Here is a 14892-nt window from a genome sequence, read left to right on the forward strand (position 1 = left end):
AACAAAGGACGACGGCCTATCGTCATTCCCTAGAGCGAGGGACGAGTGTCATAGGGAATCTCTCTTGAGTATTATCGAGCCAAAAATAAAAAGCGCCATTCCTACAACAGGAGTGGCACTTTGTTCATTTTTAAATGAGATGAAGACTAGTTAAACAAACCTTTTAGTAGACCGTTTACTGCGTCTCTTGTTTTCTCATCTTTGATCTTGTCACCATACTTTTCGTCTAACTTTTCTAAACCACGATCAATTTCTTTCTGTGCTTTCTGTTTCAATACATCATCAAAAACAAGTGCAAATTTCGGGGCTGCCCACTGACCTGTTACCTTAATTGGGATAGTCACATCTTTCAGGTCGTCGATGCTCTTACCGCCCTGACCTTCAAGTGAACCCACAATTGATGTACGCACAAGGAAGTCGACCGTTTCATTGATGAAGTTTGCTTTACCTTGACCTGTCACACGTAACAGTGGCGACTGTGCTGATAAGTCGTTAGTTGAAACCCAACCTTTATCCACTTTCAGCGTCGCTTTCATTGCACTGAAGTCCGTTTTTTGAGCTTCATTTGTGCTTTCAACTTTCTCGCCCTTGATCTTAGCGTAGTTTTCTCGAATCAGTTGAGCTACGTTGATGCCGTTAACTGCACCATCTTCAAAGTTAATCGCGATAGTACCGACTAGGTTTTTCTTGATACCCGTCGGAGTTAGACTCTTACCTTTCACGTTGACATCAATATTACCGGTACCTTCCAGCATATCGTTATCTGCAACATCAACCAGTAACGGTTGTACTTTCACGCCTTTGATTTTCTTCTTAGCCGTGTAAGTCGCTGGTGTTTTACGAGCGTCTAACTTTGCAGTAGCAGAAATAGAACCTTGGTAAAGATTCGAGGTGAATGAGGTTAGCTCTGCGATACCACGGTTAACCGAAAATGCGGTTTTAACATTCTGCATCTTCGCGTTGTTCGCCTTGAACTTATCAATCGTGATGTCACCTTTCACGTCTAACGTTTTCAGAGCCGACAGATCAGGTTCCACTTCTTTAGCTGGATCTGAACTACCAGAACTTGACGTTGAACCACCAGCAGAACCAGAAGGCGCTGTGCTCGCTGTTTCTGTTGTATTGCCTAAGCCTAAGAATTCATCTAAATCAATATTCGGGCTATGAAGAGAGAAACGAACCTTTGGTATTTCAGATAGGATTACGTCTGCTTTACCGTCTAATGCAATAGCGTTAGCTTGTAGCTTCTCTAACACAAAGCTCAGGTGGCTCTTGTTAAGATCGAAGCTTAAGTCAGACAGCATGTCGACTTTCATTGGAGACTGAGGAAGCGTGTCGCCTTTGAATGTTGAGTCTAACGTTAACTTGTTCAGCGTTACTTTTGAAATCGCGCTATCAACAGTAAGTTCACCGCCACCTTTAAGATCAAGGTCAAGGCCAGCTGCATTACCGATTACAGCGTAAGTCAGTTGGTTTACCTTATCGAACTCAAACGTATTCAAGCCAATTTTTGCTGACTCAATCGACGTCGCTGGATCATTGAACTTAGCGTTTAAGTCGATATTACGAAGTGCGTAACTTGCAAAGCCTTCAGCTAATTTGAATTCTGCACTGCCTTGTGCAGAGAACTTCTGTTGATTGTTCTCACCAGAAGCCGCAAATGTCGCGGTTGTCCATGTATCAACGGCAAACTCAGAAAGATTCAAAGACACATCGTATAGCTTAGTGAATGAACCCGCTTGCTTGTCGTCCATTTCAAACAATGCGTTTGATACAGTTACGCCTGCAAGGTTGATCGTCCAACCCGATGCGTCTGTGGTAGTTTGCTCTTGAGGGGCAGGCGCTGATTCAGAACTTGTGCCTGCTGCAGGCTCAGATTCTTGAGGCGCTGACGCTTGCGTTAGTGCATCAATGTTCTTGCGACCATCTTTAAGCGTTTCTAAATAGAATTCTGCACCATCTAGAGTAATGTTGCCGATCTCTAGTTGGTTGCTAAATAGCGGAGTAACCGAAACGTCAACGCCAACGGTATCAACCTTAAATAGGTTAGGTTGCGTAAAACCTTCAGGGTTGCGTAATTCAGTTTGACCAAGTTCAAAGCCAATGGATGGGAAGAATTGCCAGCTGATATCACCCTCGATCACTAGCTCTAGGCCTGTGTGTTTTTGGGCTTGTTCGACAATTAATGGCTTAAATTGGTTGGGATTCACTAACAGCACTAGTGCCAGAATTGCTGCAACGACAACAAACACTGGTACAGCTATGAAAATGAGTAGTTTCTTCATCCGCATATTCCTTGCTTAGATTCCAAAAGAAAGTGGCACTATAAAAGTGCCACTGATTCGGTAAAAAATAAAGCTAAGTGAGTCACTTAGGCAAAATTTTATTCGATTAAGACTTCAACAACTTCGCAATGTGCGCTTTTAGCACATCAATCGCAATACGGTTTTTACCACCACGAGGAACGATGATGTCTGCATGTTGTTTTGAAGGCTCGATAAACTGCATGAACATTGGACGTACTGTTTCTTGGTATTGCTTAAGTACAGTGTCCATTGTACGACCACGCTCTTCTACATCACGCTTAACACGGCGTAATAGACAGATGTCTAATGGTGTATCCATAAACACACTTGCGTGCATTAGTTTACGAAGACGCGGGTCTGTTAGAAGCAGAATACCCTCTAAAATGATCACTTTCTTTGGAGTAAGTGTAGTCGTTTCAGAAGTACGTGTGTGCTCTGTGTAGCTGTATTCAGGAACTTCTACGGCGTTGCCACTCATTAGCTGCTGTAGATGTTCACATAAAAGATCATGATCTAGTGCATTTGGGTGATCGTAGTTAGTTTTAACACGCTCTTCCATACTCAAGTGGCTTTGGTCGCTGTAATAGCAATCTTCCGTGATAACACCAATTTGATGGTCGCCTACTTTTTCGCGCAATTCATTATAAATTGTACTAGCAATCAGACTTTTTCCTGAAGCTGAAGCGCCAGCGATACCTACGATGACACATTGATTATTATCAGACATTAATTTTGCACCCGATATGGTTTGGTGGTGGGAAGAGATAAACCGCCTGATTATAGGGGCTAAAGCACATAGATTCTAGTCGCCATTTTAGCTAATTGCAGTCAAATTGATGATATCAATGCATTTAATGAATGCAATCGTTTGCTTTCAAATAACTTGCCTACAACTATTTGCACAACCCCAATGGCTATCAGCCTAAATCCAACCGCTATTTATCTAATCCAACATGATTAACACAACTTTTTGATTATCTTTCGCTATTCAACCAAAGAAAAGTTAATCGCTTCTGGTCTCGCCTTGCCGGTCCAGAACATCTTCGCAGCCACATTCTCTGCAAGCTCTAAGTAGTGACGTGTATGTTCACTATCTGGACGACGAATCACCGTCGGGCAACCTGCATCGATATCTTCTCGCACATCAATATGAAGAGGGATCTGTGCCAAAATATCGAGGTAAAACTCTTCTGACATAGCTTCGGCACCACCAGCACCAAAGATATGCTCTTTCTCACCACAGTGACTACAAATATGATAGCTCATGTTTTCAACTAAGCCTGCGACTGGCACACTCACCTTATCAAACATCGCTACGCCTTTACGTGCATCCGCTAGCGCCAAATCTTGAGGAGTGGTCACCACTACAGCCCCGGTCACTGGGATCTGTTGCGATAACGTCAGCTGAATATCGCCCGTGCCCGGTGGCATATCAATAACTAGATAATCCAACTCTGGCCATACGGTTTCGTTAACAAGCTGACCTAAAGCCTTGGCCGCCATTGGACCGCGCCAAATCGCAGCGTCATCTTTCGACACAAGATAACCGATAGAGTGAGTGAAAATACCGTGCGCTTCGATTGGCATCATCCACTTGTTATTCTGGACTTCTGGTTTCGCATCTAATTGGCCAAGCATCATAGGTACAGAAGGACCATAGATATCCGCATCCAACAAACCCACTTTTGAACCAGACTTAGATAAAGCCAAAGCAAGGTTGACTGAAGTGGTCGATTTACCCACCCCACCCTTTGCAGATGTCACGGCGATGATGTTCTTCACCCCCTTCAATGGTGTCGCAACCGTGGTTTCTAACGCAGACGGCTTCACCTTCACTTCAAACTGAAAAGCGCTAACAAGCTGTTGTTCAATCTGAGAGTGAATCCACTGTTCCAATTCAACCGCAAGCTGATTAGCGGCAAAAGGTAAGGTGATAACAAATGATCCACGCGGATCAACCGATACAATATTTTGGTGTAGCGCCCACTCTGGGATGAGGATTGGTGACTCGAACTCATTCAACCATGAACAGAAATCTTGCTTAGAAGTAAAGTTACGCATTGGGACTCCTTTTTTTATTTATGCTATCACCCACGAGATGAAGACTGAACCCCTAAAAAACTAGGGGAATCCTTAGTCTGATACCTTGGCGTATCACACGTTATAAAGTAGTATTACCTCTCAAATTTATACCTATCAAAAAAGCGAATTATTAAGTATGGCAACTGATCCAAGACAACTTTTGGTAACTTGTGCGCTTCCGTACGCTAACGGCTCTATTCACCTTGGCCATATGCTTGAGCATATCCAAGCTGATATCTGGGTTCGATACCAGCGTCTACGTGGCAACACTGTAAACTTCATCTGTGCTGACGATGCTCACGGCACGCCAATTATGCTTAAAGCTCAACAGATGGGTATCACGCCAGAAGAGATGATCGCTGCTGTTAGTGAAGAGCACCAAAAAGACTTCGCTGGCTTTGATATCAGCTTTGATAACTACCACAGCACACACAGCGAAGAGAACCGTGAACTGGCTTCTCACATCTACTTAGAACTTAAAAAGAACGGCTTCATTTCTAGCCGCACTATTTCTCAGCTTTTCGATCCTGAGAAAGAGATGTTCCTACCAGACCGCTTCGTAAAAGGTACTTGCCCTAAGTGTAAGTCAGAAGACCAGTATGGTGATAACTGTGATAACTGTGGTGAGACATACAGCCCAACTGAGCTAATTAACCCTAAATCAGCGGTTTCTGGCGCAACTCCAGTAATGAAAGACTCTGAGCACTTCTTCTTCGACCTACCTCAGTTCGAAAGCATGCTTAAAGAGTGGACTCGTTCTGGCTCTCTACAGAATGAAACTGCAAACAAAATGCAGGAATGGTTTGAGTCTGGTCTGCAACAGTGGGATATCTCACGTGATGCACCTTACTTCGGCTTTGAAATCCCAGGCGAAAAAGACAAGTTCTTCTACGTATGGCTAGACGCACCTGTTGGCTACATGGCTTCTTTCAAGAACCTATGTGACAAACGTGACGATCTAAACTTCGATGAATACTGGAAGAAAGACAGCACAACTGAGCTTTACCACTTCATCGGTAAAGACATTGTTTACTTCCACAGCCTATTCTGGCCAGCAATGCTAGACGGCGCAGGTTTCCGTAAGCCAAACAACGTATTCGTACACGGCTACGTAACAGTGAACGGTGCGAAGATGTCTAAGTCGAAAGGCACATTCATCAAAGCAAGCACGTACCTAAACCACCTAGACCCTGAGTGTCTACGTTACTACTACGCTGCTAAACTAAACAGCCGCATCGATGACTTAGATCTTAACCTTGAAGACTTCACTCAACGTGTAAACGCTGACGTAGTAAACAAGATTGTTAACCTAGCTTCTCGTAACGCTGGCTTCATTACTAAGCGTTTTGAAGGCAAGCTAGCTGCTGAATTTGCAGAGCCTGAGCTATACAACGAATTCGTTGCTGCTGCTGAGCGTATCGGTGAGCTATACGAAACTCGTGAATTCAGCCGTGCTATCCGTGAAATCACTGCACTAGCGGATAAAGCTAACCAGTACATCGACGAAAAAGCACCTTGGGTTCTTGCTAAAGAAGAAGGCAAAGAAGCTGAGCTTCAGCAAGTTTCTTCTGTAGGTATTAACTTATTCCGCGTACTGATGGCTTACCTGAAACCAGTGATGCCAGAGCTTGCAGCTCGCACTGAAGCTTTCCTAAACGAAGAGCTAACGTGGGAAGCGATTGCTACTCCGCTAACTGATCACGAGATCACTAAGTTCAAAGCGCTATTCAACCGCATTGACCCTAAGAAAGTGGAAGCAATGGTTGAGTCTTCTAAAGAAGATGCAGCCGCTGAAGCAGCAGCGAAAGAAAAAGCAGAAGCTGAAAAAGAGCAAGCAAGCCAAACTGAGCTAGACAAAGAGCCAATCGCAGACGAGATTGAGTTCGATGCCTTTGCAGCAGTAGACATGCGTATCGCTCGTATCATCTCTTGTGAAGAAGTACCAAAAGCGAACAAACTACTGAAGTTCCAACTAGACATCGGTGGTGAGACTCGCCAAGTATTCTCTGGTATCAAATCAGCATACAAACCTGAAGAGCTAGAAGGCAAGCTAACTGTAATGGTAGCAAACCTAAAACCTCGTAAGATGAAGTTTGGTATGTCTGAAGGCATGATCCTAGCAGCGGGCCCTGGCGGCAGCGACCTATGGATCCTTGAGCCACACGAAGGTGCTCAACCTGGTATGCGTGTAATGTAATTCTGACTCCAGTCAGATAACAAGCACCCATAACTAAATCCCTAATGCATTTTTGACTTGAAAGAGTTAATCAGCATTGGGGATTTTTTATATCTACCGAAAATTAGCGTTCTCTGTTAGAGTCGCCGTCAACTATGCTATGTAGAGTAGAAATTGGTTCGTCGACAAAAATAGGCTAAACCAACACCTCTTTACTCTAAAACCCTTTTTAGGAATCCCCAGTGACTAACAACGAAATCTTGCGTCGTATTCAACACGCACTAAACCTTAAAAATGCACAAATCATCAAAGCTATCGAACAAGCTGATGTGACTGTTGCTCATGACCAAGTGATTAACTGGCTAAAAGATGACAACGACAAGTCATGCTCTAAGATGAAAGATAAAGAGTTAGCGGTATTCCTAAATGGTTTCATCAACCTTAAGCGTGGCAAAAAAGAAGGCGAGCAACCTAAACCTGAAGTTGCACTGACGAACAACATGATCTTCATGAAGCTTCGTATCGCATTGAACATGAAAGCAGAAGATGTTTTGGACGTACTAGAAGTGGTTGGCATTAGCTTGAGCAAGTACGAAATCGGCGCTTACTTCCGCAAGCCAGAAAACAAAAACTACAAAGTGTGTGAAGACCAACTACTTTGCGATTTTCTAAACGGTGTGCAATTTACCAACCGTCCAGACTCAGAAGAGTTTGCGGGTTAAGTTACTACTCCTAGATAAATTTTAAGTTGCTACACATAGATAAATTACTCGTCATAGGTAAGTAACTGACCCACTGATAATTTTCTAGTAACGACAGATAAATAAAAAGCGGCGAGATAATTGAATTATCTCGCCGCTTTTTCGTTTTCTTTACGTCACTGACTAAACAGGAACAACAATAGTAAACCTATGCCTTAGCTGTCGTCTTCAGTGAAGTTCGTCGGCAATGTCGTTTTCATTTCATTCCAAACTTGTGCACTTGCGATACCGTAGTTACGAATCACTAATGGCAAAGTTTCGCGCTCACCACTTTCACAGATAATGAACAACTCTTTATAAAAGTCCATCGCTAAACGTCGTGCTTCTGGGTTAGAGAAGTAGTAGCTACCGATACGGTCATAAAGTTTACGCACACCGTTAAAGATCAGGCCGTAAATCTGGTTGCCTGAGTGGAATGCCAAACGTTGGAAAAGCATGTAATCATAGAAGTTGAAAGTCTTCGCGATTAAGATCGTCTGACGTTTCGCTTCATCTTTTTCTGAATCTTCTTTTACCGCTTGTTTGATCTTGTCAGCGTATGGCGACGATTCTAGGAACTCATCCCAAGTTGGTGCCGCAAGTAGCGCTTCACAAGATTCAATCACGTTACTGATAGTACGCTCTGAAGCTTCTTTGTTTGCTTTGAATGCATAACGCATAAAGATCGGGCTGATATTAGTACGAGCAGCAAGCAGGTCTTCTACCATTTTGCTTGCGTTATCAACGTCCAACGTCATTAGCGTATCAAGGATATGAAGACCTGAGGTTTCCATAAACTGGTTAACTTTAGTTGGTTTGCCATGTTGGATTGTCAACCAACCATCACGAGCAAGACGTTGTAGTACTTCACGAAGCGTAGTACGTGTAACACCAATCAGCTCAGAAAGCTCACGCTCTGCGGGCAAGATAGAACCTGGAGGGAAACGGCCATTCCAAATACTTTCAATGATATACTTCTCTGCAAATCCTGCCGGGCTCTTCGCCTTAATGACCATCTACACTTCAATCCAATTTAATTATTCTGTTCTAATTTACTCATCATACCACTAGTTCACACCTAGCGGAAACACCCTCAAAAATTTTACTCACCCTAAACACCGTTAGAGTTATAACTCTAAAGTTCAGCACACGTTTGCACCTCAGGTTTGTAAAGCAAGCGACTCTAAACCACCATTTAAACAAACCGTTAACACAACAATTTTTCTTTAAAATCAATGGGATTGGACATATTTTTAAAGCTATTAATTCGCAATATTAAGTTGTAATAATCATATATAAGCCGTCGTTATTCTGTAATTTTCAATCATTTCGCTGAAATATTGATTCTAGTCGGTTTTTATCACATTTTAAGTGGTATGCTTGCGCTACTTTGATCGCGTTTCTCAACAAAAAAGAGGTATTTTTAGGGCTACAGGGCTTTTCCTGTTGACTAAATGTTATCTAAGAGTAAAGTTGCGCTCAAAAATAAGCAGTGCTTGAGTTTCTAAGGGAGTGACTTGGCAAGACCACAGAACATTACATGGAATGTAGTTTTTCTAAGTCACTGTTAGTTATAGTTTTTAACAATTTCTATAGCTCGATTCTCAAAATGTTGTATTGCTTGTCTATTCATAATCAACATAAAAGAGTATTAACATGCCGATGTCTCTCGGAAACGCTTTTATCAAGAACTTCCTTGGTAAAGCTCCTGATTGGTATAAACTTGCCATCATTTCCTTTTTAATCATCAACCCGTTTGTTTTCTTCCTAGTTGACCCATTTGTTGCGGGCTGGCTATTGGTGGTTGAGTTTATTTTCACTCTAGCTATGGCTCTCAAATGCTACCCACTTCAACCGGGTGGTCTATTAGCTATTCAAGCAGTCGCCATTGGCATGACCAAACCAGAAATGGTTTATCACGAGCTGCAAGCAAACCTTCCCGTATTACTCTTGCTCGTATTCATGGTTGCTGGCATTTACTTCATGAAAGAACTGCTTTTGTTCATTTTCACGAAGATCTTGCTTGGCATCCAATCTAAAATTTTACTCTCCGTTGCCTTCTGTGTTGCTGCCGCTTTCTTATCAGCATTCCTAGATGCACTAACAGTAATCGCCGTAGTTATTAGCGTTGCGGTCGGCTTCTACTCTATCTACCACAAGGTTGCATCAGGCAAGGGCACAACGTCTTCGCACGATCATACTCATGATGAAGAGATCTCAGAGCTAACTCGTGATGACCTAGAAAACTACCGTGCTTTCCTACGTTCACTGCTAATGCACGCTGGTGTGGGTACAGCACTGGGTGGTGTAATGACCATGGTAGGAGAACCACAAAACTTGGTAATTGCTAAGCAAGCAGGTTGGGAGTTCGGTGAATTTATCATCCGTATGCTGCCAGTAACACTACCTGTTTTCTTCTGCGGTATTTTAACTTGTGCACTTGTCGAGAAATTCAAAGTGTTTGGTTACGGTGCTCAACTACCAATGAATGTTCGCCAAATCTTAGTTGAGTTTGACAACAAAGAACGTGCAAACCGCACAAAGCAAGACGTAGCAAAACTATGGGTTCAAAGTGCAATCGCAGTTTGGCTTATCGTCGGCCTTGCACTTCACGTTGCTGAAGTAGGTTTGATTGGCCTTTCAGTGATCATCTTGGCAACGGCATTTACTGGCGTTATCGAAGAGCACTCAATGGGTAAAGCCTTTGAAGAAGCACTGCCATTTACCGCACTTCTTGCCGTCTTTTTCGCGGTTGTTGCTGTGATCATCGACCAAGCTCTATTTAAGCCAGTCATCGATGCAGTACTTCACGTTGAAGATAAAGGCGCACAGCTCGCACTCTTCTATATTGCCAACGGTATTTTATCGATGGTTTCAGATAACGTGTTCGTCGGTACGGTTTACATTAACGAAGTGAAAACTGCACTGGTTGAAGGCATCATCACTCGTGATCAGTTCGACCTACTTGCTGTTGCTATCAACACTGGTACTAACTTACCTTCTGTTGCAACGCCAAACGGCCAGGCTGCATTCCTATTCCTATTAACATCAGCACTTGCTCCGTTAATTAGATTGTCTTACGGTCGCATGGTTATCATGGCGTTGCCATACACCATCGTATTGGCACTGGTTGGCCTAGCAGGCATTGTGTTCTTCGTAGAGCCAATGACAGCATGGTTCCATGATGCAGGTTGGATCATTCAACGCACTGGTGAAGTCGTCGCTCCAGTTATCTCTGGTGGTCACTAAGCTAAACACTGTGTCGCAAACCACAATAACTATAACTAACTAATCAAAAATATTAGTTGATTAGGAAACTTATCCAAGATAAAAAGCTCTGAGTAATCAGGGCTTTTTTATTTTATAGACAGGATTCAATTCGTGAACTTTTTAGCAATGATCAAAGACTTCTCTAAGGGACGTTTATCTTGGCTTTTACTGCTGGCTTTTATTGTCTTTTTTGAAGCGTGCGCTCTCTTCTTCCAACACGTGATGATGCTTGGTCCTTGCGTGATGTGTATCTATGAGCGCGTTGCTATGCTCGCTATCGGTGTTGCCGCCATGATTGGTGCGATTGCCCCGAATAACCCAATATCACGCTGGTTAGGCCTTGCTAGCTGGGGATTTGGCGCATACAAAGGTTTGATGCTTGCTTTAGAGCACGTCGATTACCAGTTCAATCCGTCCCCTTTCGCAACCTGCGACTTATTCGTAACCTTCCCTAGCTGGGCGCCTTTAAACCAATGGGCTCCGTGGATGTTTGAGGCTTACGGCGATTGCAGCAAGGTTGTGTGGCAGTTCTTCGATCTTTCTATGCCTCAGTGGCTAGTAATTATCTTTGCAGGTAACTTGGTTGCTTTCGGTATTGTGGTTATTTCTCAATTTGTGAAGTCGAAAAACGACTAACAGTAAGCCGTTGACACTTGGACAACAAAAAAGTCGACCACTAGGTCGACTTTTTTATTACTTAAGCTTTTGAACATATTAAGAGAGTCTGTTATTCACACAAACTAAGTTGCTCAACAAGCCGTGATTAGCTGCTTTTACCGCAGCATTGTTTAAACTTCTTGCCGCTTTCACAAGGGCAAAGGTCGTTTCGACCAATGTCTTTAAACGGGTTCACGCTCTGGGACTTATTGCCCAACATAGCTTCATCCGCTGCCATTGCCACTTCTGAGATCATCAGATCGACTTGACCCACTAAATCGGCAAGCGATGGTGGGTTAGTAAGCCCTGCAGCGATCATTTGTTGTTGAGTTTGCTCTTCATCAATCGCAAGCATCAAGGTGGTTAAGAGCGCTTGCAACATGCGCAGAGTACCATCCGCGACTGTCACGCTCTGCCACTGCTCTTCCACTGTTGGCCAAACCATCATGAAGCCTTCAGAAAAATCAGCGAACTGTTCGTTAAAGTCACCTTCAGCCAGTACGTCTGTTAATAGGTATTCATTACGCTGAATCAGGTTGTGCTGGCGATTAATCTGTTCTGTCACCGTTTTTACCAGCTCTTTACCCGCTTCAGGCGCAACGATAACCAGCCACTCTTCTGGATCGAGTGGTTTGGTCGCTAAGTTAGAGGCAAGGATTGCACCTTCCATAAACTGCGGAGTAATGTCAGTGATTGATTCTGGTAGGCTTAATAATTGATATGTCATGAAAGCTCTGGATATTGGGCATTTTCGATATTATAACGCCATCCTCCCAAAGATGTCGCTATTAAGAGACGAAACCATCATTAAGACATACACCACACTCATAGTGACAATTCTGTAAGCACACCGTACAATCACGCCTCGAATTTTTCGGTTCATTCAGTTTTGGTAAAGCAACATGCGCGTAATACTTGGCCCTATGGAGGGCGTTCTAGACCACCTAATGCGTGAAATTCTCACAGAGATTAATGATTACGATCTCTGTGTGACAGAGTTTGTGCGCGTCGTAGATCAACTTCTTCCCCCGCATGTGTTCCACCGTATTTGCCCTGAGCTACATCAAGGCTCTCAGACCATGGCTGGTGTGCCAATCCATCTCCAACTTCTAGGGCAACACCCAAATTGGATGGCCGAGAATGCTTTTCAAGCTGCTAGCTTAGGCGCGAAAGGGATCGATCTTAATTTTGGTTGCCCAGCAAAAGCGGTCAACAAAAGTAATGGTGGCGCTTCATTGCTAAAAGAGCCAGAGCTCATCTATCAAGTGGTGAACGCCTGTCGAGAAGCGGTACCGGCACACATTCCTGTGTCCGCAAAGATTCGATTAGGTTGGGAGCATCCGGAAGAGTGCTTTGAAATCGTCGATGCCATCGAACAAGCCAAAGCTGACGAACTCACCGTGCATGCAAGAACCAAAGTTGGCGGCTATAAAGCCAGCGAAATCAAATGGGACTTCATCAATCAAATAAGAGAAAAAACATCTCTGCCGTTGATTGCTAATGGGGAGATCTGGAACTATCAAGATGGTCAAGATTGCATAGAAGCAACAGGCGTCGATTCATTAATGGTCTGCCGTGGTGCTTTCAATATTCCAAACCTTGGTAACGTCGTTAAGCACAACCACCAGAAAATGCCGTGGGATAAAGTCATTGAACTTTTGCTGCGCTATTCAGAGTTTCAAATTAAAGGGGACAAAGGCATGTACTACCCCAATAGAGTGAAGCAGTGGTTTGTTTATCTAAGTAAAGGCTACCCTGAAGCGAACGAACTGTTTAAAGAAATTCGTACTTTCAAAAAGGCGCCACCGATTGTAGAACGCCTTCAGCGTTATCAAGAAGAACGCCGCCAACCTGTTTAAGATTATGTTTAGGGTTAAATACCCAACGCTACAAACGTGTTTACCGGTGCAAATAAGCTTTGCTTGGTAGACACGTTCGCTCTTCCCTCTTTCATTTTCATTTTCATACAAAGCATCGATTCAATAACGTGGTTAAAATTTAAGACGGTCTTTGCCCGTCGTCTTAGCCACGTACAGCTTTTCATCGGCGTACTTAAATATCTCATCGAAGTTAAGTTTACTTTGCTCAGTTTCAACAATGCAGACACCGCCAGACACCGTAAATCCATTTGGAATAATGTCGGCTGAAGTGGAACAAATCGCATTCTTCACTCGCTCTAATGTTCTCATCAAAGTTTCACGATCTTCGCCTTTCATATAAACGACAAACTCTTCACCGCCAAACCGTGCTGCAACGTCACTGCTTCGAATACTGTTGCTGATCTGACGCGACATATAACGAATCACATCATCCCCCTTATCGTGGCCGTAGGTGTCGTTAATTGACTTAAAATCATCAATATCGAAGACGGTTAATGCAAACAGTTGATCGTGCTCTACACTGCGCCAGAACGCTTCTAAGCCACGACGATTCAATAACCCTGTCATAGGGTCTTTGGCTGCGAGATCTTTGAAGTAACCACGTTCAATATTGGAATTGACGTAGAAGAAGATGGTTACTGAGAACAGATACACAATGATGGCAACAATAAGGCTGTCTTTCTCGTAGACGAAAAAGTGCTCAACCTCTTTCGCGATGTCTAATTTGTAATACATCGCATGGTGAGACGAGACACCATCCAGTTTGATCTCGTGATAAAAAGCAGCAGAATCTACCGGAGTCGCTAAAGTGGTATCAATGATATCGATCCGACCTGCAAGATGCTCATTCGAGTTTGCGAGCAGCTTGTCAGCATTAATATCCACCGACAGCATCCCTTGGTGAACGCCTTTATGGAATACAGGGATCGTCATACTGATTATACGGTCAAGGGAATCAAAACGATAACCAGGGCCTGAAAGGGTGAGTTGGTCAGGGTTGTTGGCAGTTTTCTGCCAATAAGGACGACTCTTTATGGTCGCGAGTAACTCTTTGCTCAGCCCTTTGGCAAAACCTTCAGGTGAAGAGATCACATAGCCGCTCGTATCAATAAAGTGCACGCCGGCATGGTATTCATCAAGCTGGGATAAAAATGAAAGAATAGGAGCTAACGCTATTTTTTCTGACGCGCTCTTATAACTATCACTGCTTTCAGAACAAAGAGACTCTTGACCGATTAGCATATAGTCGATATCGACAGAGGGAATGTCTGAGGTTTTACCGTCGGCAAGTAGCAATACATCAATAGGCCAAATTTGGCAAAGACCATCCACAACATGTTTGTTGTGATCAAGAAAGAGAGGGTTTCCTGATTTATAATAGTTGGAGAAGCTGTAGTCTAGGGCTGTCGCCACTTTTGTGGTTCTTTTGAACACATCTTCAATACGATGAAACTCACTACTGATATCTTTTTCTACCGCGTCAAAATGATTCTTTCCTATTAGGCCAAGTAACATCGCGGCGATCACAGCGGGAAACCCGAAAACAAAGGTTAGGCTAAAGTGCCTATTTACTTTCATATAATGTGCTCTTAGCGTTCAGCTATTTTCATTTTCCCCATTAATATTATTACATTAATCGGCAATTCGCTCGACGCAAAATAATGTAAATTGATATTAACGACACACCTAACGGTCAAATAACCGCTTACAAATGAATAAAATAGAGAAGCGCCAACATATAGAGCAGGTGAGTTTGTTATCTGAGCCCATTTCAATGCTGT

General features: G+C 43.3%; 11 protein-coding genes. 5 read left to right on the forward strand and 6 right to left on the reverse strand.

The features are described 5' to 3' along the window. Nucleotides 1-146: 146 nt before the first annotated feature. The 3 genes from AB4384_RS01360 to apbC form a co-directional block, all read right to left on the reverse strand. Nucleotides 147-2285, reverse strand: coding sequence for an AsmA family protein (locus AB4384_RS01360; RefSeq protein WP_102427874.1), 2139 nt, complete (start codon nucleotides 2283-2285; stop codon nucleotides 147-149). Nucleotides 2286-2391: 106 nt separating this feature from the next. After that, entirely contained in the window at nucleotides 2392-3033 is a 642-nt protein-coding gene (gene udk, locus AB4384_RS01365; RefSeq protein ID WP_004734002.1) for a uridine kinase, read from the reverse strand. 257 nt (nucleotides 3034-3290) lie between these two features. Beyond that, nucleotides 3291-4367, reverse strand: coding sequence for an iron-sulfur cluster carrier protein ApbC (apbC, locus tag AB4384_RS01370; protein WP_048613198.1), 1077 nt, complete (start codon nucleotides 4365-4367; stop codon nucleotides 3291-3293). A gap of 157 nt (nucleotides 4368-4524) precedes the next feature. On the opposite strand from apbC, the gene metG reads away from it, so the two are divergent. Both metG and AB4384_RS01380 read left to right on the forward strand, forming a co-directional pair. Next, nucleotides 4525-6585 (forward strand): methionine--tRNA ligase, encoded by a 2061-nt coding sequence (gene metG, locus AB4384_RS01375; RefSeq protein ID WP_017062160.1) that lies wholly within the window; start codon nucleotides 4525-4527, stop codon nucleotides 6583-6585. A 221-nt stretch (nucleotides 6586-6806) separates the two neighbouring features. Further along, on the forward strand, nucleotides 6807-7286 hold the full coding sequence (locus AB4384_RS01380) for a DUF1456 family protein (protein ID WP_010437231.1): 480 nt from the start codon (nucleotides 6807-6809) through the stop codon (nucleotides 7284-7286). A gap of 194 nt (nucleotides 7287-7480) precedes the next feature. On the opposite strand, the gene fadR is transcribed toward AB4384_RS01380, so the two are convergent. Then, on the reverse strand, nucleotides 7481-8320 hold the full coding sequence (gene fadR / locus AB4384_RS01385) for a fatty acid metabolism transcriptional regulator FadR (protein ID WP_017062161.1): 840 nt from the start codon (nucleotides 8318-8320) through the stop codon (nucleotides 7481-7483). Nucleotides 8321-8960: 640 nt separating this feature from the next. Between fadR and nhaB the strand changes: the two genes are divergently transcribed. Together nhaB and dsbB are read left to right on the forward strand one after the other, a co-directional pair. Continuing rightward, on the forward strand, nucleotides 8961-10553 hold the full coding sequence (gene nhaB, locus AB4384_RS01390; protein ID WP_372128745.1) for a Na(+)/H(+) antiporter NhaB: 1593 nt from the start codon (nucleotides 8961-8963) through the stop codon (nucleotides 10551-10553). A gap of 147 nt (nucleotides 10554-10700) precedes the next feature. Continuing rightward, entirely contained in the window at nucleotides 10701-11210 is a 510-nt protein-coding gene (dsbB, locus tag AB4384_RS01395) for a disulfide bond formation protein DsbB (RefSeq protein WP_102394342.1), read from the forward strand. Between the two features lie 127 nt (nucleotides 11211-11337). On the opposite strand, the gene AB4384_RS01400 is transcribed toward dsbB, so the two are convergent. Next, a complete protein-coding gene (locus tag AB4384_RS01400; protein ID WP_137002094.1) occupies nucleotides 11338-11958 on the reverse strand; it encodes a YecA family protein in 621 nt (206 codons plus the stop codon). 175 nt (nucleotides 11959-12133) lie between these two features. Here AB4384_RS01400 and dusC point away from each other — a divergent pair, with 175 nt between their 5' ends. Then, nucleotides 12134-13090, forward strand: a complete 957-nt coding sequence (dusC, locus tag AB4384_RS01405; protein WP_017069187.1) for a tRNA dihydrouridine(16) synthase DusC — start codon at nucleotides 12134-12136, stop codon at nucleotides 13088-13090. 132 nt (nucleotides 13091-13222) lie between these two features. Here dusC and AB4384_RS01410 read toward each other — a convergent pair whose 3' ends face one another. After that, nucleotides 13223-14689, reverse strand: a complete 1467-nt coding sequence (locus AB4384_RS01410; protein ID WP_372109818.1) for a GGDEF domain-containing protein — start codon at nucleotides 14687-14689, stop codon at nucleotides 13223-13225. Nucleotides 14690-14892 lie beyond the last annotated feature (203 nt).

This window comes from Vibrio sp. 10N.261.51.A4 (assembly GCF_041471945.1).
Classification (GTDB): domain Bacteria; phylum Pseudomonadota; class Gammaproteobacteria; order Enterobacterales; family Vibrionaceae; genus Vibrio; species Vibrio crassostreae_C.